Source organism: Treponema socranskii subsp. socranskii VPI DR56BR1116 = ATCC 35536, assembly GCF_000468115.1.
Taxonomy (GTDB): domain Bacteria; phylum Spirochaetota; class Spirochaetia; order Treponematales; family Treponemataceae; genus Treponema_D; species Treponema_D socranskii.
Map to the genome: position 1 here is coordinate 27,849 of NZ_AVQI01000033.1, position 17,760 is coordinate 45,608.

General features: G+C 43.0%; 18 protein-coding genes. 11 read left to right on the forward strand and 7 right to left on the reverse strand.

Annotated features, from left to right (window positions below; translation table 11 throughout):
- Positions 1-76: 76 nt before the first annotated feature.
- The 7 genes from HMPREF0860_RS05290 to HMPREF0860_RS05320 all read right to left on the reverse strand — a co-directional run bounded on the left by HMPREF0860_RS05290 (position 77) and on the right by HMPREF0860_RS05320 (position 7,470).
- Positions 77-1,048, reverse strand: a complete 972-nt coding sequence (locus tag HMPREF0860_RS05290) for a Bug family tripartite tricarboxylate transporter substrate binding protein (protein WP_021495562.1) — start codon at positions 1,046-1,048, stop codon at positions 77-79.
- 17 nt (positions 1,049-1,065) lie between these two features.
- Positions 1,066-1,599: a tripartite tricarboxylate transporter TctB family protein gene (locus tag HMPREF0860_RS05295; protein WP_021331153.1), complete on the reverse strand. Its 534-nt coding sequence runs from the start codon at positions 1,597-1,599 to the stop codon at positions 1,066-1,068.
- Positions 1,600-1,739: 140 nt separating this feature from the next.
- Entirely contained in the window at positions 1,740-3,020 is a 1,281-nt protein-coding gene (locus tag HMPREF0860_RS05300; RefSeq protein WP_021331143.1) for an iron-containing alcohol dehydrogenase, read from the reverse strand.
- A 14-nt stretch (positions 3,021-3,034) separates the two neighbouring features.
- Entirely contained in the window at positions 3,035-3,967 is a 933-nt protein-coding gene (locus tag HMPREF0860_RS05305) for a transketolase family protein (RefSeq protein WP_021331160.1), read from the reverse strand.
- The gene (locus HMPREF0860_RS05310) at positions 3,964-4,854 is read right to left on the reverse strand and encodes a transketolase (RefSeq protein ID WP_021331163.1); all 891 of its coding nucleotides are present in this window, start codon (positions 4,852-4,854) and stop codon (positions 3,964-3,966) included. The genes HMPREF0860_RS05305 and HMPREF0860_RS05310 overlap by 4 nt, the downstream gene beginning before the upstream one ends.
- 322 nt (positions 4,855-5,176) lie before the next feature.
- A complete protein-coding gene (locus HMPREF0860_RS05315) occupies positions 5,177-7,066 on the reverse strand; it encodes a sigma 54-interacting transcriptional regulator (protein ID WP_021331155.1) in 1,890 nt (629 codons plus the stop codon).
- Between the two features lie 74 nt (positions 7,067-7,140).
- Positions 7,141-7,470, reverse strand: a complete 330-nt coding sequence (locus HMPREF0860_RS05320) for a VOC family protein (RefSeq protein WP_021331152.1) — start codon at positions 7,468-7,470, stop codon at positions 7,141-7,143.
- Positions 7,471-7,829: 359 nt separating this feature from the next.
- On the opposite strand from HMPREF0860_RS05320, the gene HMPREF0860_RS05325 reads away from it, so the two are divergent.
- From HMPREF0860_RS05325 to HMPREF0860_RS05375, 11 genes are all read left to right on the forward strand, one after another.
- Positions 7,830-8,852 carry a PdxA family dehydrogenase gene (locus HMPREF0860_RS05325; RefSeq protein WP_021495564.1) on the forward strand — a complete coding sequence of 341 codons (1,023 nt, stop codon included), beginning with the start codon at positions 7,830-7,832 and terminating at the stop codon, positions 8,850-8,852.
- A 4-nt stretch (positions 8,853-8,856) separates the two neighbouring features.
- Positions 8,857-9,315, forward strand: a complete 459-nt coding sequence (locus HMPREF0860_RS05330; RefSeq protein ID WP_021331156.1) for a tripartite tricarboxylate transporter TctB family protein — start codon at positions 8,857-8,859, stop codon at positions 9,313-9,315.
- Positions 9,316-9,323: 8 nt separating this feature from the next.
- Entirely contained in the window at positions 9,324-10,838 is a 1,515-nt protein-coding gene (locus tag HMPREF0860_RS05335) for a tripartite tricarboxylate transporter permease (protein WP_021331162.1), read from the forward strand.
- 92 nt (positions 10,839-10,930) lie between these two features.
- Positions 10,931-11,905 (forward strand): tripartite tricarboxylate transporter substrate-binding protein, encoded by a 975-nt coding sequence (locus HMPREF0860_RS05340; protein WP_021495561.1) that lies wholly within the window; start codon positions 10,931-10,933, stop codon positions 11,903-11,905.
- A gap of 32 nt (positions 11,906-11,937) precedes the next feature.
- Positions 11,938-12,609, forward strand: coding sequence for an aspartate/glutamate racemase family protein (locus HMPREF0860_RS05345; RefSeq protein ID WP_021331171.1), 672 nt, complete (start codon positions 11,938-11,940; stop codon positions 12,607-12,609).
- Positions 12,610-12,682: 73 nt separating this feature from the next.
- Positions 12,683-13,345 (forward strand): cyclase family protein, encoded by a 663-nt coding sequence (locus tag HMPREF0860_RS05350; RefSeq protein ID WP_021331145.1) that lies wholly within the window; start codon positions 12,683-12,685, stop codon positions 13,343-13,345.
- Between the two features lie 13 nt (positions 13,346-13,358).
- On the forward strand, positions 13,359-13,856 hold the full coding sequence (locus HMPREF0860_RS05355) for a TRAP transporter small permease (protein ID WP_021331140.1): 498 nt from the start codon (positions 13,359-13,361) through the stop codon (positions 13,854-13,856).
- On the forward strand, positions 13,849-15,129 hold the full coding sequence (locus HMPREF0860_RS05360; protein ID WP_021331157.1) for a TRAP transporter large permease: 1,281 nt from the start codon (positions 13,849-13,851) through the stop codon (positions 15,127-15,129). Before HMPREF0860_RS05355 ends, HMPREF0860_RS05360 begins: the two co-directional genes overlap by 8 nt.
- Before the next feature lie 15 nt (positions 15,130-15,144).
- Positions 15,145-16,125: a DctP family TRAP transporter solute-binding subunit gene (locus tag HMPREF0860_RS05365; protein ID WP_021331154.1), complete on the forward strand. Its 981-nt coding sequence runs from the start codon at positions 15,145-15,147 to the stop codon at positions 16,123-16,125.
- 121 nt (positions 16,126-16,246) lie between these two features.
- Complete coding sequence (locus HMPREF0860_RS05370) at positions 16,247-17,242, forward strand: Bug family tripartite tricarboxylate transporter substrate binding protein (RefSeq protein ID WP_021331151.1); 996 nt, start codon at positions 16,247-16,249, stop codon at positions 17,240-17,242.
- 60 nt (positions 17,243-17,302) lie between these two features.
- Positions 17,303-17,755, forward strand: a complete 453-nt coding sequence (locus tag HMPREF0860_RS05375; protein WP_021331159.1) for a tripartite tricarboxylate transporter TctB family protein — start codon at positions 17,303-17,305, stop codon at positions 17,753-17,755.
- Positions 17,756-17,760 lie beyond the last annotated feature (5 nt).

Genomic DNA, 17,760 nt, shown 5'->3' on the forward strand with positions numbered 1-17,760 from the left:
TCATCACCTTGTTATTTATAAAAAAATGCCGAAGTTACCTATTATTACAAAGGAAACTTCGGCAAACCGAGCTATTTTATTTGAATTGAGCGAAAAACGGCGTTAACTCTTCCACCCATTTTTTTACTTGTGCTTTAGACGCTTCTCCGTCTACATACTCAACCTGCCAGCCCAATTTTTCAACGGTTTCGGCAAATTCCGGCATTTCCGTTACTTTTTTTATCGCCTTTGCAAGATAATCCAACGCATATTTTGGAGTACCCTTCGGTGCGTAATAGCCCCTCGGTTTTGCGGTAGTTATGTTGATACCTTTTTCAACGGTGGTCGGGACTTTGGGTAATGCTTTTATTCGATCTTTGGCAACTACCATCAGGGGGATTTCATCTCCCGAAAGCAAAGACGAGCGTATATCCGCGCTTGAATTCGTTTCGACTTGAATATGATTTCCCAAAAGAGCCGTCTTTGACGCTGCTCCGCCGTCATACGGAACCAGTGTCACCAAACCTTTTAACCCCAAGGCGTCAACAATTCTAAGCGTATCTACCATATTGACCGTTTGTGCGCCGGTAACACCCCAGCGGATCTTTCCCGGATTGGCTTTTGCATATGCGACCATTTCTTCCAAAGATTTCCACCCGCTTTGCTTGTTTGTTGCGATGACATTAAAATCGGAAACCACCATACAGATCGTTTCCAAATCGCTCCAAACGGGAGTCTTCGTTTGACCGCTCAGCGTATACGAAACGACATCCATCGCATTATGCGCCAGCAATGTATATCCGTCCGGATTGGCATTGTAAGCCTGCATACATCCGATATATCCGCCGGCACCGTCGACATTGATCGCAACGAAAGAACGATCCATCTGAATGTATTTCATAATCGTGCGAGTAAGAATATCCGAACCGCCGCCCGGAGCATAAGGAATAATTACGTTCATGTTTTTTGTGGGATATTGAACTTTCCCCGCATCTTCCGTTTGTCCCCCTGCAAGTAAAAGCGAACTTACGCACAGTAAAATCGCCGCACTCATCAACACCTTTTTCATTTTTTCCTCCATGTTAATTATGGTAATGAAATACCGAATAAATATGTAAATAATAAATACATAATTATGACCAAAATAATCGTATAAAAAAAATCAATTATGATAAGTTTTTTTATTTCACGCTTTTTAAGGACCGTATCGTGTATATCGCGAAGGGCGGGTATTGCAAATAAAAATACAAGAAAGAAAACCAAAGCTGTAGTAGTGACGGCAAATCCTATCAACGGGAGCAAAACGGCATATAAAATCAATGCAATCGTCGAATACACAATCTCGCTGTTCAGATAAAATTGAAATTTGCAATCAGCCGTCCGTGATTCATCAATCTTCCCGACGGATTTGATCACGAGAAGTATTGCCAATACGATAAGAGAACCGGAAAGCATTTTCAGATATATATCAGGTCTGGCAAAGAAACCTCCTTCTTGCTTGCTTGACATATTTGTTACGACGTTCGGCGCAAATGTAATATACATACCGATAATAAAAGTAAAAATCGATAAAACAAAATTATTCATGTGTTTAATACCGAATTTATTTTTTCCCGTCATTTTTAAGTATCCCCGCAGTAAATTTCTCTCACACCGTCGCGTTCGATTTTCACGTTATTTTCCGTATTGCAAACACGTTAAAGAAAACGCGGCTGTCCGAAAACCGTAAATTTCGGACAGCTTTTTCGCTTTTGCATTTTCTATAATTCTTTTATCAACGACATATCGCCCGATACGGCAGCCCGTAAAACGGGTTCCATGTATTCATCGACAAGAGAAGCGTTCATGGGAACCGGCATATTCTTAAGCTTCATATCCAACTGAGGATCTTTTGCCGCAGTTAAAGCGCGTTGGATATGCGCTTCCGTAAAGCCTTTGATTTCGCCAAGCGTCGTAGGCGCATCTATGCTCTTTCCGTAAGCGATCATTGCACGGGCAACGGATAAGGCAAGCTCTCTTCCCTGTAAATTATCGATGTCATCGTTTGTATAACCGAATTTTTTGAATATTTTTCCGACAATCTTTAACTGTCGTTGGATCGCCTTTGAATATAAAATTGCATAATACGGATTCATTATACCGCATGCCGTGCCGTGCCCGATAATATCCACCAATGAAAAACTCGTCAGATGAGCGCCCGATGTTCCGCCGACCATAATTGCATATCCGCCGAGATCCGTCGCCAAACCGATCGCTTCGCGGGCTTTTATATCGGAAGGATCTTTTACAAGCTTATGAGCATATTCGGCGCAAAGGCTTATCGCACACTCCGCCAATTCTTTTGTTTTTTCGAATGAAGCTTCTTTTGCACCGCAAAAGACTTCAAAAACATGCGCAATCGCATCCAAAGCTCCGTCTATCGTAACCTTTACCGGCATAGACTTCGTCACGGTATAATCGAAAATCGAAATTTTCGGTACGACGGCGTCGTCCACTATCAACTTTTTTTGGCCGATGACAGGATCCGTGATGTTCGCGTACTTTGTAAGATGCGCACCGGAAGAAGCCGAAGTTTCAATCGCTATGAGCGGCAGCAGGGTTTCCTTCGTCGATTCCAATTCTTTTGTAACGATGCCGGTACCGAAATAGTGATCGATTTCAGGCGTCACTTTGCCTCCGAGTGTCGCAAGAACGCAAGCCGCTTTACACGCATCGATCGTAGACCCGCCGCCCAACGCGATAACGCAGTCCGGTTTTGTGTGTAAAATATACGATTCTATTCTGTAGACGTCTTCTCTGGGCGCATTCGGTTTCGCATCGGGACATATACAATTCCCCGCCAATTGTACGCCTTTTTTTTGAAGAGAATCGGCGACGGAATCGGCAACCGGCTTCATATATGTCGTATTGCTGACAAGCAATGCCTTTTGCCCGAAACGCGAAGCGACCTCTCCGATCTTATCCAGAACCGATAATCCGAAAATATACGAATCACCTTTCCAGTCTTTCAGCAGTCTATAAGCTTCTTTGATATAATCCATACGATAATCTCCTTCTATTTGTTTTGGCAAAGTTTTTTTGCTTTTTTTACGATATTGCCTGCACTTATGCCGTATTTATCGAGCAATTGAATATAATCGCCGGTTTCGGTAAACGTATTTTGAATACCGATCGCGTCAAAATCACAGACGATATGATCTTTCATTAAATTTTCACAGACAGCGCCGGTAAATCCTCCTGCAAGAACGTGCTCTTCGACACACAGCAATTTTCCCGTCTTTTGCAAACTTAATTCTATCGGTTTCATATCTATCGGTTTTACAAAGGGTACGGCCAGCACTTCTGCGGATATACCGCTTTTTTTCAGTTTTTCCGCCGCTTCCGTGGCAAAAGAAACGGTTATGCCGTTCGCGGCAATGGTGATATCCTTGCCCTCCGTGCATTTAATCACTTTCTTTTTGCCGAAATTCTTTTCAACCGGCAGTTCCGGCATCGCATTTCGGTTCAATCGTATGAATACGGGGCCGTTTTGTTGTAACGCGTATTCGAGCGCTTGTTCGGCTTGTTTTGAGTCGGACGGAACGATAACCTGCATATTGGGAAGCGCCCTCATGATTGCGATGTCGGTGATCGATTGATGGCTTGCTCCGTCGTAAGAGTCCGAAAGCCCCCCGTAACTTCCCGCTATAATGACGGGGAGATTGTTATAACAAATATCGTTGCGGATTTGGTCGGTCGCTTTTAAGGCCAGAAAAATGGAAAATGCATTGATAACGGGACGCAAACCGCATGTTGCAAGACCCGCCGCGACGCCGGCCATATTCGCTTCCGCAACGCCGCAATTAAAAAATCGTTCCGGATATTTCCCTGCAAATATATTGCTTTTCGTAGAGGAAGAAACATCCGCATCCAATACTACGATTTCCGGATATATGTCGCCTAACTCAGCAAGCTTTTTCCCGAAAGCTTCACGCATTGCAAGACTCATAAAAAAGCCTCCTTTGTTTTAATGTCGTTTTCAAGCTGAAGTATTCCTTCGTTGAATACATCATCCGTGATAGGCGCTCCGTGCCAGATGTTTTTGCCTTCGGTTTCGGTAACACCTTTGCCCTTTACCGTGTCGTATATAACGGCTTTCGGCCAAAGACTATCGCTGTCCAACCATTTAAAAGAAGCGAGAATATCCGCTGTACTGTTCCCGTTGTACGGAGTTTGATTCACATGCCATCCGAAAGCCGAAAGTTTTTCTTTTAGCGGATCCAGCGGCATTATCTCTTTTTCGGTACCGTCGAGCTGCACTTTGTTGTAATCGATCATCAGTACAAAGCGTTCAGCTTTATACTTTGCCGCCATCATCAGCGCTTCCCAAGATTGACCCTCGTTCAAACAACCTTCGCCGGTCAATACGTATGTCCAGTATTTTTTATGTCGCAGCTTTGAACCCAATGCCATTCCCAAGCCGACGGAAAGGCCGTGTCCCAGTGCACCGGTGGACATATCGATGCCCTGCAATTTTGTCATTGCCGGATGTCCCTGCAGCGGGGATCCCAAAGTTCTGAAGGTAGGCAAATCGCTGACGGGGAAAAAGCCCCGGTGCGCTAAAATGGTATAAAGATTGACGGATGCGTGCCCCTTACTTAATATAAAGCGGTCACGATCATCCCACTGCGGTTTTTTCGGATCGATATGTAATCGATTGAAATATAAAGCCGTTGTCAACTCTGCAGCAGAAGCCGCTCCGCCCCAATGGCCCGTGCCTCGTTGGTGCAGAATCTCAAACATACATTTTCGAAAATATGCGGCAAGTACAGCCAGCTCTTTTTCCGAAAATTTCCGATCAGGACTTTTCAAAAGGTCTTTTACTGATTTTCCCATAGTTAATTCCTACCATAGCTGTCAGAAAATTGGACTGAATTTTCCCCTTACGGGGACTCTTTAAACAGCATTTTTATATATTTAATTTATAGCAAGTATTATGCCAATCGATATATCGGCCGCCGTGATTCGGCAGTCATTCTTTTATTTTACCTATTTATATGTATGATAACAAATTAGATGAAAGTATCTTAACGGGGTAAAAGCGGATAATAAAAATACGGAAGCGGTGTTGAATCAATTTGTTTCAATTCCGTTCAAAAAATGAAACAAAAATAGGTTATCGATTGTATTCGTGCGCCGGGGTATGTTGATTGGATGCTTATATATGAGACGTTTTGATATCTTTTTCGGCTTGCATCCGGCGCCAAAGCGTTGTACGGCTTATTCCCAGCGTTTTGGCAAAATCTTCCTGTGAAAGACCGCTCGACCGTAACTGACGGCGGAGATCCGTTCCCGTATCGTCGGCAGGTGAAAGCAAATTGTCATTGTCTTCGGTTTTAAAACCGCCGATCGAAGTGGCATCGATATCCAATTCCGCTATCTGTTCTTTACCGACAATCGCTGCGCTGTTTAAAATCGCAAGCCGCTCCGCGTAATTGCGCAGTTCACGGATATTTCCCGGCCACGAATGACAATTTAACAGTTCGTACACTTCAGGCAAGATGTGGGGAATACGAAAATTATGCTTATTGCAATAATGTTTAACAAACCATTCGAATAGAACCGGAATGTCGTCCATGTGTTCCCGCAGCGGTAATAATCGAATAGTCAATAAACTGATGCGATAAAATAAATCGATGCGGAATAATCCGTTGTCGACCTTTTCATTGATATTGATATTCGTAGCGCTGATTATCCGTACATCTACCGGAATATTCGTATCGCCGCCTATTTTTCGAATTTCCTTTTCCTGCAGCACGCGAAGTAATTTTGCTTGCAGATTGACGGACATTTCTCCGATTTCATCTAAAAAAATCGTTCCTCCGTGAGCAAGCTCAAACAGACCGACTCTGCCGCCTTTTCGAGCGCCGCTGAAAGCGCCGTCTTCGTATCCGAACAGCTCGCTTTCAAGGAGATTTTCCGGAAGGGCGGCACAATTTATAGCGACGAAAGGTTTGGAAGCACGCTGTGACGCATTATGGATACTCTGTGCAAACAATTCTTTGCCGGAACCCGTTTCGCCGATCAGAAGAATCGATTCATCTACTTGACTGTAGCGATGCGCCTTTGCCACCAGCGCCTGCACATGGATATTTTTTGTTAGGATATTTTGGAACGTATATTTTGCAACAAGCCCTTTTTGCGATAATTCGGTACGTATTTTTTGCTCGATACGTTGCAATCGTTTAATATTTTGAAAAGTTAATAAAACTCCGATTCCCGAAAGCGGCTGTTGGACGACCAGCATGTGCTGTCCGCAAACCGTCTGTACTACTTCGATTCTGTTTTTGGCCGAAATCGCCGCTTCCCAGTTTTTTCGAGGATACAGCGATTCGATATTGCTGCTTTTTAAATCTCCGTGAAACAGTATCGAAGCTATTTTATTTGATGCTATGATGATGCCGTCTATATTTACCGCTATGATGGCATCTTGTGCATTATTCAAAAGCGTTTTTAATAGATTCGCTTTTGATATCGACGTCTCTAACGCACGGCCGGCAGTAATAGCCTCATCGATGGCGTTTTCTATAGCATGAATACCGTTTTTGATATGCACATGAGCGAATCCTATGTCTTCGCAAAAACGACAGACCGTCAGGCCGCCGACAAAGACTTCACAGCCCATGTTGTGAAGATAATCGACGGATACGGCGATATCAAATTGATCCGATATTCTTGCATACAGTAATTCACATCCTATAAGCGCTGAAATCTTTTCCGATACTCCTTCCAAATCGTACTGATTACTGATCCACCCGATTTTTTTGCCCGGATACAGTTGTTTACATGTATAGAGCGCTTCCAAAAAATCATATACAAGCAAGGGGATACCGATAACGTGAATGTCCGGTCTCCTTTCGGATATAGCTTCTTTTGTAATGCCCCGCGCAACGACAATATCCGCGTCTATGTCTGCAATGGTTTGCGTATTCGTACCGTAGAAATGCAGCGACTCGATGGAAAACCCCTTCGAATCTATGGAGCGGATCTTCGTATCTACGATCGATTGGAGTTCCTGATAAGGAACAATCACAAGAATCTTAATCATTGTTTATTACGAATACCATACTATATCGAATATGCCGACAATACAGACGAATAATTTTACGGCATAGATACGCATTACTCTTGCTGGAGGATTTCAAGTATGATCCCGTTGGGGAGTTGAACCCAATTGATCCCTTGAGGAAGAGATTTGCCTCCATAAGCGTACAGCTTTTTTATTATCGCGTCCGTATCCGGTACGCAGCATGCAAGGTGCCCGAAAATACCGGTTCCGTTGTCGGTCGCATTTTTGACTTCGTTTAATTGCAAAACGGCATCCAGCCAAACCTGCGAAGGGTGGCTGAGGTCTCCGCTGTGCTTGCTGATTTTCATGCCGAAAACATCCGAAAACAGTTGTATACACCAAAGGATGTCGCTTACCTGTAAACATACGTGATCGAAAACCATATACAAATCTCCAAATATATATAATAAAATTGCAAACAACAAATAAAAGCAGTAAAATATAGTGTCTTTCTGTTATGGAATGATCTATGAAGTATTGAATTACTGAAATTTTATCATTGAATCGGAACGGTGTCAAGGTATTTTATCATTTTTGTTTCATTTGCAGCTATACTGATGCAACAATTTGTTTCAATTTTATACCTGCGGATTGATTGATTTATCGTTTTTGCACGGTATGTATCTGCGTATATAAAACTTATTCTTTATAATATATATAAATATCCTATAAAAAGGAATAAGGCTCGAATCCTGCCGCGCGATATCATATCTTGGCATAATACTTGCTCTTTCATTACCAAATGAAAAAAGACGTACAAAGACCGGTTCTTGGAATAGCGATGGGAGATCCGGCAGGCGTAGGTCCTGAGATAATTGCAAAACTTATCGCAAACGGGTTTTTTAAAGAATTTTGTATTCCCGTATTTATCGGCGGGCGTAAAATACTCGAAAGGGCTTTTGATGTGATCGGTTCACCGAGCGTTTCGGTCACTTCTGTTCGGGATGCCTCCGCCGTCGATTTCGAATCGGACGCCGTGCAGGTGGTTGAAATCGATGGTGCGGATTCTCCGCTGTGCGAATTTGGAAAAGTATCGCTTGCAGGCGGAAAAATTTGTTTAGCGGAACTTACTGCGGCTGTACAATTATGCAAAACGCACATGATAGAAGGTTTTTGCTTTGCGCCTTTAAATAAGGCGGGCATGAAAGCCGCCGGCATGCATTTTGAAAGCGAACACTATTATCTGGCCGATGTATTTCACGTGACAAACCCCTTCGGAGAAATAAACGTTGTAGGCTCGGTGTGGACGACGAGAACTACGAGTCATATTCCGATAAAAGAGGTTTCGCAGAATTTATCGATTGAAAAAATTCTTCGTGCCGTTTCGCTTTGTGCTTCTACTCTTAAAAGCAGCGGAGTGACGTCGCCTCGTATTGCAGTTGCCGCCTTAAATCCGCACTGCGGAGAAAACGGCCTTTGCGGACGTGAAGAGATCGACATAATAGAACCTGCAGTAAGAAAAGCCGTCGACGACGGGATCGCCGCGTCCGGTCCCTATTCCAGCGATATCCTTTTTATAAAAGCTTTCCAAGGAAAATTTGACGGCGTCGTTACTATGTACCACGACCAGGGACAGATAGCTTTAAAATTAAAGGGATTTGACGAAGGGATTACCATTGCAGGCGGGCAGCCGTATCCTATTGTCACCTGCGGACACGGAACGGCGTATGATATAGCCGGTAAGAATATTGTGAAAACTTCTTCATTTGAAAATGCGGTTAAAATGGCCGCGCGGATGGCAAATCATATTGCCGGAAGGAATTGAAGTAATGGAAAACGGTAAACAAAACGTTATAGATAGAGTAATCCCTCTTATTTGTTTTATTGTCGGCTGTATTGCTCTCGGTTTTAGTTTTATAAAATACGGTTTTTGGGACAATGTTATCGGTCCTCTGTCCGGTTTTTACCCTGCTATTGTCTCTATCTGTTTGATCTGTATCAGCATTCCCGCGTTTTTTCAATCTTTTAAATCGGCAAAGGCCGATATGCCTCGTGATAATTGGCTCGTACCGCTTGCATTGGTATTGATCCTTGTTTGTTCGTATTTCATCGGCATGATAGCATCGCTCTTTATTTTTTTATTGTTGTGGTTAAAAGGAATTGAAAAATTATCGTGGAAGCTTACTTGTAGTACGACCGTCGTCATGACGGCAATTGTTGTTTTTGTATTCCGAATGTGGTTACAAATCGAATTCCCGAAAGGCTTATTGTTTAATGTGTTGTTTTGAGAGGATGTATGAATAATTTTATACTGTTAGCGGAAGGTTTTAAAGTCTGTTTTGCGCTGCAAAATATCTTTGCGTGTTTTATCGGAGCCATACTCGGAATAATTGTCGGAGCGATGCCCGGTATCGGTTCTTTAGCAGGGGTCGCGCTGTTATTGCCGCTGACATATAAATTCAATCCTACAACCGCCATCATAATGCTCGGCGCATTATATTATTCGAATATGTACGGCGGTTCATACAGCGCCATATTATTAAATATACCCGGGGACAGCCCCGCTATTATGACTACGTTGGACGGATATCCTATGGCGTCTCAACGAAAGCTTCCCGGAAAAGCGCTTATGACGGCGAATACCGCTTCATTTATCGGCGGTATGATAGGAATGATAATTTTAGTAATGCTGGGGCCGCTTCTTGCGGAAATCGGTCTGCATTTCGGCGACCCGGAGATGACTGCGCTCCTGCTCGTCGCTATGACGAGTATCGGATGGCTGTTAGGAGCCGATCCGATAAAGGGCGTACTCTTAACGTTTTTAGGAATTCTTATCGCATGTATCGGTATGGATTCATTGACCGGATCGCCTCGATATGATTTCGGCAGTATGTATCTTTTGGGCGGGATTCCGTTTACACCCTTTGTTATCGGCACGGTCGGATTCGCACAAGTGATGCGTTTGATGGAAACGCGACATGAAAAAGTTTCTATGGAGTATGACAGACTCACTATTAAAAAAAGTCTTTTAAATAGACACGATTTTAAGCGTCTGTTTCCTTTTGCAGCGCGAAGCGGCATTATGGGAACCTTTGTCGGCGTTTTACCGGGTGCCGGTGCGACAACGGGAGCTTTTTTAGGCTATGCCATGGCTAAATGTTTTAAAACGGAAGAGCCTCTCGGCAGCGGAGCCATAGAAGGAATTGCAGCGAGCGAAGCGGCAAATAACGCGGCTGCAGCAGGAGCTTTTGCTCCTTTGCTTGCCTTAGGTATTCCCGGTTCGGGAACCGGAGCCGTGCTGCTCGGCGGATTAATGATGTGGGGACTTAATCCCGGACCCCTTCTCTTTACGCAGCATCCCGATTTTGCATGGGGATTAATCGCATCGCTGTTTATGGCGAATATATTGACGCTGGGCATCGCGCTCGGACTTATTCCTTTTTTGCTTAAAATTCTTGCAGTTCCCGTTAAGGTATTGATTCCTTGTATTATAACGATATGTATAGTGGGTTCTTACAGTGCAACCTATTCTATGTACGGCGTAATTGTCATGGGTATATCCGGTGTCGTCGGTTATATCCTGGAAAAACACGGATATTCGACGAGCCCGATGCTGCTTGCATACGTTCTTTCTCCGCTTCTTGAAGTAAAAATGCGCAAATCATTTATTATCAGTCGAGGCAGCATTTCAATTTTCTTTAATAAACCGATAGCATGCTTTTTTATGATACTCCTGTTTTTGATTATAGCGGCACCGGTTATACGAACGATATCGGCAAAGTTAGGTTTTATAAGACCGAAATCGAATTGAAAATCATAGGTTTTTTACAGTAAGGTATATCCCTTATCGTAAAATAAAATCGAAATGGTGAAACTTTTATAAAACCGTATGGAGGTAAGAAAATGAAAAAAAACGTATGTTTTATTTTAATCGTATGCATGGTCGTATGTGCATACGCAAAAGACGGAACGGAAAAAACGTTTAGTCCGACAAGAGATATAAATTGGACGGTAACTTCAAAGCCGGGAGGCGGGTCGGACATATACACCAGAATCATAACCGATATTGCCAAAAAGAACGGTTTTGTAAAAAAGAATTTTCTGATCAATTATAAAACCGACGGCGGAGGAGAAGTAGGAAGAAATGCAGTCGCAACGACGCGAGGCGATCTTGCAAATTATACATTGTTGACTTTTAACAGCGGCGATTTAATGCCGATGATAAAAAACACTAACAATAGATTAGCTAATTTTAAGCCGATTGCATTGATGGCGGTCGATAAACAAATCCTGCTGGTAAATGCCGATTCGAAATATCAAACGATGCAGTCGTTTATCGCTGCGGTAAAGGCGGGGGAAAAACTGACCATAGCCGGCAGTCGTGAAGATGATTATATGACGTATAAAGCCCTGATGGCCGAATTGGGCTTTTCTGAAGAAACGGTTCCGTATATCAATAACGATTCGACAAGCGATGCGCTGACTTCCGTATTGGGCGGTCATGTAACTGTTGCCATGGGTAAACCCGCAGCATCTCGAGCCTATGTCGAATCCGGCAAGATGAAAGCTGTTCTCGCGCTTTCCACAACCAGATTCGGAGGTGTTTTCGGCAATACTCCCACTTTGAGCGAAATCGGTTCCTACAACGATGTTGAAGTTCCGGTTTGGCGCGGCGTTGCAGCTCCGGCCGCAATGTCGGACGCCGCCGTCAAATTCTACAGCGAATTAATGAAACAGGTCAGTTCCACATCGGAATGGGAAAACGATTATATACATAAAAACGGGTTGATTAAGCAGTATATGAATTCGAGCGAAGCCGCCGCTTTTATGGAACAATTTGAAAAAGATTACCTAAAGAAGATAGGTAAGAAAAAATAAAGCATCGGCTGGAATTCTATGAGGGTGCTGTTTTGAAAAAAGTAATTCTACTGCACACTGTCAAAACGGTATACGAATCTTTCGGCGCACAACTGAGAGAATTAATCGCTGAAGATATTATTTTAAATAATATCCTCGATGATTTTCTTGCCGATGATCCTGCCCGCAATGAAGGCGTTTTTTCAAAAAACAACAGATTGCGATTGTTAAAAGATTTGGAGAGCGCTCAACTTGCGGGCCCTGATTTGATTGTCGTGACATGCAGCACCTTATCGCCGTATATTCCCGAATTACGTGATTATTTTTCGACGCCTATTATAGCGATCGACGATGCAATGTGTGAAGAAGCGCTGACAAAAGGCAGCAGAATTACCGTACTCGCTACGGCGATATCCGCCGTCGATCCGGTCGTACATAAATTGGAATCGATGGGTCGAGAACGAGGCAAAGCGGTAAAGATAGATTCGTATTGTAATCCGGAAGCGATCAAAGCTTTAAAGACCGGCGATAGAAACGTACACGATGCGTTGGTATTGGAAATGGCAAAGAAAGTTCGAAATACCGATGTCATTGTTTTTGCCCAAGCGTCTATGGCATATATGTCGGAGCCGGTTTCCGCTGCAACGGGGATACCGACGCTTGCGTCACCCCGTTTATGTCAAAAAAAGATAGCCGAGTTTTTCGGATTGAACGGCAAAAAATAATTTTAAATGTCGTTGGATCGGTTTATACACAGACAGCTGCATTACATCGTAAAACGAAAAGGAAAGGGAATATATGTTGATAGATTTAACATGGCCTATTGAAAAACATTGGCGCTATGGTAAGTTTTACAGAGAAGAAATACAGTCTTTTGAAAAAGGCAATCTTTGGCAAGTTACCGGTTTTTATCTCGGCTCTCACTGGTTCAGCCACATGGACTTTCCGCGGCATACGGGTGCACAATATCCCGACAGTAGTGCATTTTCGCTCGATTATTATAACGGCGCGGCGTCGATTTTAAATTTGACTAAAACAAGTGTGGAAAATTACGGGTTCACAAGCGAGGATCTGAAATATGCTTGCAAAAAAACGGGCAAGCTTGAAAAAATTTTGCTCCTCAGAAGTGATTGGGGGCTTGAGTGTTCTCATATGGAAAAAGAATTTTGGACTAAAGCGCCTTACCTTACCGATGATGCAATCGACTGGCTGCAAGGACAGGATATCAATGCGGTTGCTTTTGATTTTCCACAAGACTATTCCATTCGTCTGCTTATCGAAAGACCGGTCGGTCCTGAAGAACAAAAGACTCATACCCTGTTACTCAGAAATAATATTTTGCTCATCGAATACCTTTGTAATTTCAATTCAATCCCTTCGGACAGATGCGAATTCTTTTGTTTACCGCTGAAACTTGACCGTATCGACGGGTGTCCCGTAAGAGCGGTTGCCAGAGTATGATAGAGGAGCCGTTATGAATAAAACCCCGATTTTGAAAATTGAAAAATGCTTTAAGCTTTTTTTGGGCGGCATTGTCTTTTTTTGGATACTTTTGGAAAATTTTGCGATTTTCTCCAGATACGTTCTGAAACTGTCATTTGCGTGGAGCGAAGAAATTTTTGTGCTTTTATTTATCTGGATAATTTTTATCGGAGTCGCGCTTGCAAGTTTCGATGACAAACATATAGAAATTTCAATCTTGACTGATGCCCTGAAAGGAAGAAAAAAACTCGTTCTAAAGGTGATTCAAAATTTTCTTATGATAGTATTTATCGGCGTTTTGTGCCTGCAGAGTTATTCGATATGCCGACTTCAAATATCTACAGGCCAGCAGAGTGCAATATTGAATCTGCCCGTATGGATCACCACGTTATCTCTTGTACTCGGAGCGACTGCATGGCTCGCGATAGTGATTGCAAAAACGGTAATGCTCATTAAACAGCTTACGGACAAGGAGGCTAAGCGTGCTTAGTTCTTTGATGATTCTTTTTTTTCTGATTTTACTGTTTTTGGGACTTCCTGTAATAGGCGCAATGGGGCTTGCCGCGGTCGCCTATATCGTGGGGTTTATGAATATTCCCTTGAATATCGTAGGGAATCAGATTTTAGCAGGCGTTTCTTCGGTACCTTTGATGGCGATACCGTTTTTTATCATAAGCGGCGCGCTTATGGAATCGGGAGGAATCAGTAAACGTATAATAGGTTTTGCTACCGCTATCGTCGGATCTTTTCCGGGTGGTATGGGGCTTGTTGTAATTATTGCAAGCGCGTTCTTTGCTGCTATGACCGGTTCCGGAGCCGCCTGTGTTGCGGCGATCGGCGGTATGATGATCCCTGCTATGGTAAATAACGGCTATGATGTGGATTTTTCCTGTGCGCTTCAAGCAGCCGGCGGTACTTTGGGGCCTATAATTCCTCCGAGTATTCTGATGGTGCTGTACAGCTGTTCAACCGGTAACAGTGTCGGGGATATGCTGCTTGCAGGATTGTTCCCCGGACTGCTTGTGGCGCTCAACCTTATTTTAGTGACGCTTTTTATTTCCAAAAAACGGGAATACAAAGGAGAAGGCCGTATCAGTTTAAAGAATATCTGGAAAAGTTTTAAAGAATCGATTTTTGCTCTACTGACACCTGTCATCATTTTGGGCGGCATATACAGCGGCCTTTGTACTCCTACGGAAGCTTCCGCTTTAAGCTGTCTTTATGCAATTGTGATAGGACTGTTTGTCTATAGAGAATTGAAGATCAAAGATCTTATGCGTTGTCTGTACGATTCGGTCAAAATAGTCGGTCAAATCCTCGGTATCGTTGCAGTAACTCAGTTATTCAGCTGGATTCTTACTCGTGCAGGGTTACCTCATGAAATCGCTGCGCTTTGTTCAACAATCAGCAATAATCCTAAAGTATTCATGCTAATTATCAGTTTGATCTTATTGGCAGTCGGCTGTTTTTTGGATCCCGTTCCTGCGGTTTTGATTTTCGCTCCGATTCTGGTACCTGCCGCCGTCGAAATGGGCATCAATCCGATTCACTTCGGCGTGGTTATGGTTACTACTTTCTGTATCGGACTCGTTACGCCGCCTGTCGGTATGACGCTGTTTGTTTCTGCCGGTATCGGTAACCGCCCGGTCATGTCCGTTTCAAAACAGATTATGCCGTTTCTTATTTCGATGTTTATATCGGTGATTATTATTATTTTGATACCCCAATTAAGTCTCTTATTGCCAATGATGGCGCGACAATAGAATTAGGAGGATCGTATGAAAAAAATCATTTTATCGACATTCGTCTGTGTCTTTGCATTTACGGCGGTATTTGCAACAGGGCAGAACGAGAGTTCAAAGATCGAATTGGCTGCTTCTTCCGGAGGTATGAGTGTAAACAGTCCTGCCGGAAAAGCTTTAACAAAATTTGCGGAGCTTGTTAAAGAGTATTCAAAAGGTTCCGTCGATGTAAAAGTTTTTTACGATACGACACTCGGCAGTCCGTCTTCTTTGGTAAACGGTTTACAGCAGGGTACCGTCGATATCTGTGTAACCGGAGACGCTTACTATTCCGGTTTGGTTCCGGAAATTCAGGTATTTGAGCTGCCTTATATGTTTAATTCCGTATCCGATGCCAGAACAAAAATCAATGGTAAAGCCGGCGATTTTATAATGGAAAAACTTTCAAAAAAAGGAATTCAGCCGTTGGCCTTTTGGGAAATCGGTTTCAGACAGCTTACAAATAATAAAAAAGAGATAAATACTCCTGCAGATCTTAAAGGGATAAAACTCAGATGTCTTCCTGCAACATTCCAAGTAAAGGCATGGGAAAGCGCCGGTGCCATCCCGGTTCCGATGGATATCTCCGAATTGTATTCGTCTCTTCAGCAAGGTGTCGTCGACGGGCAGGAAAATCCGCTAAGCGAAATCTATAACCAACGATTCTACGAAGTTCAAAAATACCTTTCTCTCACCGAACATGTTTATACCCCGATGCTGCTCAGCGCGAGCGGTGTCACATGGAATCGCTTGAGTGCGGAACAACAAAATATATTGAAAAAAGCCGCCAAAGAAGCTCAGCAAGAAGTTTATCGTATAAACGATGAAAATTCCGCAGCTCTGCTGAAACAGATTAAAGATGCCGGCGTAAAAATCAATGAAAAACCGGATAAGCAGGCTTTTAAAAAAGCTATGAGCAATTCTACAGCTATGTTTGCCGCTCAATACGGCACGGATATAATCAATATCCTTAAATGATAATTTAAATCGTACAGTTGATAGTCTGTTCAGCCGGGATATTAATAAAAGAAAGCGATAAAAAACAGCGTTTGAAATATCATCGTCGTTTTTTATCGCCGATTTTTCCAAGAGGACAAATATGAAAAAGATGTTGGGTTTGATCATTGTTTTTTTATTCCTGTGTTCATTGACGATTTTTGCGGAAGGACAAAAGGAATCCGGCGTAAAAGATGCCGGCAGCTGGCCGAATCGATCCGTAAAAGTAATCGTTCCGTACGGAGCAGGAGGCGGTGCCGATATTACCGTACGCTTGATCACGAAATGGCTCGAAAAAGAAATGGGGCAGCCCGTTATCGTAGCTAATATAACCGGAGGCAGCGGTACTATCGGTTTTAGCGCAATCGCCGATGCCAAACCGGACGGTTATACGTTCGGATACGGCGATTGCAATATGTCTAACGGGCAACTGCTGTTTGAAGGCGTGAAATACGACGCTGCGTCTTTTACGCCTATCGCGCAATTTGCAAACGATCCGCATATTTTAATCGTTTCCAAAAAGTCCGGTATCAAAACTTTGTCCGATTTAATCGATAAAGTAAAGGCTCATCCCGATTCCGTAACCTTCGGCTTGGGCGGAGCATGGTCCAGTCATGATTTTCTTCGAATCAAGTTGGAAAATCAATTGGGTCTTAAATTCAAGCGAATGCCGTTTCAGGGCGGCGCCGCAGCGGTAACCGCCGTTGCCGGAGGAAACTGTGATGTCGCCGTGCCCTTTGTTTCCGAAGCGCTTGCGCAGATACAGGCGGGAAATGTTATCGCACTTGCGATTTCATCCGATAAGCGGAATACGATCGTTCCGTCTATTCCGACGATGAGAGAGCAGGGACTCGATTTCAGCCATGCGATGTGGCGGGCTCTTGTAGGTCCGGCCAATATACCTGAAGAGATCGTAGTTAAGCTCGATGCGATGCTCGCAAAAGTATTCAATAATCCCGAATATCAAAAGGAAGTTGCATTGGCAGGCTCAACTATGGAATATATGTCGTACGACCGATTTAAAAATTATTTTTATACGTCGCACGATAATTATAATAAACTGATTACAGCTGCTTTAAAATCAAACACCGATAAATAATCATCGATAATACAGACCGGATAATTACCTCGTCCGGTCTGTACGCTGCGGAGTTTTACTATGAATAAAAAGAAAACGATCACGGAAGAACGGATTTTTTTATTATGTCTTTTGACTGCGTTGATTGTGTTTTTTACGCAGTTGAGAGAAATTCCTCAAAGCGGACGTACGTATCCCATGGTATTGCTTATCGTCGGTATAGCTCTGTGCATATATATAATAATTTTTAAAGCAGGAAAAAACGATACAAATACGGTTCAAAAACGTCAAACCGTCGATTGTATAATTTTAAGCGGTATGGTTCTTTTGTATATAGTAATGCAAAATTCGGCAGGGTATATTATTTCATCGTTGGTATTTTTATATGCAGCATTATTCTTTTTAGGTTTAAAAAATAATAAATTGCTGTTTTTTTTATATCCTATTTGCATTACTTTGTTCATCTATCTTTTGTTTAATAAAGTATTGCATGTCTTATTGCCTGAAGGATTCTTAAGCGCTATCGCATTATAGGAGTC

Coding starts and splice junctions, on each gene's coding strand:
- HMPREF0860_RS05290 (WP_021495562.1), bottom strand. CDS start 1,048: ATGAAAAAGGTGTTGATGAGTGCGGCGATTTTACTGTGCGTAAGTTCG.
- HMPREF0860_RS05295 (WP_021331153.1), bottom strand. CDS start 1,599: ATGACGGGAAAAAATAAATTCGGTATTAAACACATGAATAATTTTGTT.
- HMPREF0860_RS05300 (WP_021331143.1), bottom strand. CDS start 3,020: ATGGATTATATCAAAGAAGCTTATAGACTGCTGAAAGACTGGAAAGGT.
- HMPREF0860_RS05305 (WP_021331160.1), bottom strand. CDS start 3,967: ATGAGTCTTGCAATGCGTGAAGCTTTCGGGAAAAAGCTTGCTGAGTTA.
- HMPREF0860_RS05310 (WP_021331163.1), bottom strand. CDS start 4,854: ATGGGAAAATCAGTAAAAGACCTTTTGAAAAGTCCTGATCGGAAATTT.
- HMPREF0860_RS05315 (WP_021331155.1), bottom strand. CDS start 7,066: ATGATTAAGATTCTTGTGATTGTTCCTTATCAGGAACTCCAATCGATC.
- HMPREF0860_RS05320 (WP_021331152.1), bottom strand. CDS start 7,470: ATGGTTTTCGATCACGTATGTTTACAGGTAAGCGACATCCTTTGGTGT.
- HMPREF0860_RS05325 (WP_021495564.1), top strand. CDS start 7,830: ATGAAAAAAGACGTACAAAGACCGGTTCTTGGAATAGCGATGGGAGAT.
- HMPREF0860_RS05330 (WP_021331156.1), top strand. CDS start 8,857: ATGGAAAACGGTAAACAAAACGTTATAGATAGAGTAATCCCTCTTATT.
- HMPREF0860_RS05335 (WP_021331162.1), top strand. CDS start 9,324: ATGAATAATTTTATACTGTTAGCGGAAGGTTTTAAAGTCTGTTTTGCG.
- HMPREF0860_RS05340 (WP_021495561.1), top strand. CDS start 10,931: ATGAAAAAAAACGTATGTTTTATTTTAATCGTATGCATGGTCGTATGT.
- HMPREF0860_RS05350 (WP_021331145.1), top strand. CDS start 12,683: ATGTTGATAGATTTAACATGGCCTATTGAAAAACATTGGCGCTATGGT.
- HMPREF0860_RS05355 (WP_021331140.1), top strand. CDS start 13,359: ATGAATAAAACCCCGATTTTGAAAATTGAAAAATGCTTTAAGCTTTTT.
- HMPREF0860_RS05365 (WP_021331154.1), top strand. CDS start 15,145: ATGAAAAAAATCATTTTATCGACATTCGTCTGTGTCTTTGCATTTACG.
- HMPREF0860_RS05370 (WP_021331151.1), top strand. CDS start 16,247: ATGAAAAAGATGTTGGGTTTGATCATTGTTTTTTTATTCCTGTGTTCA.
- HMPREF0860_RS05375 (WP_021331159.1), top strand. CDS start 17,303: ATGAATAAAAAGAAAACGATCACGGAAGAACGGATTTTTTTATTATGT.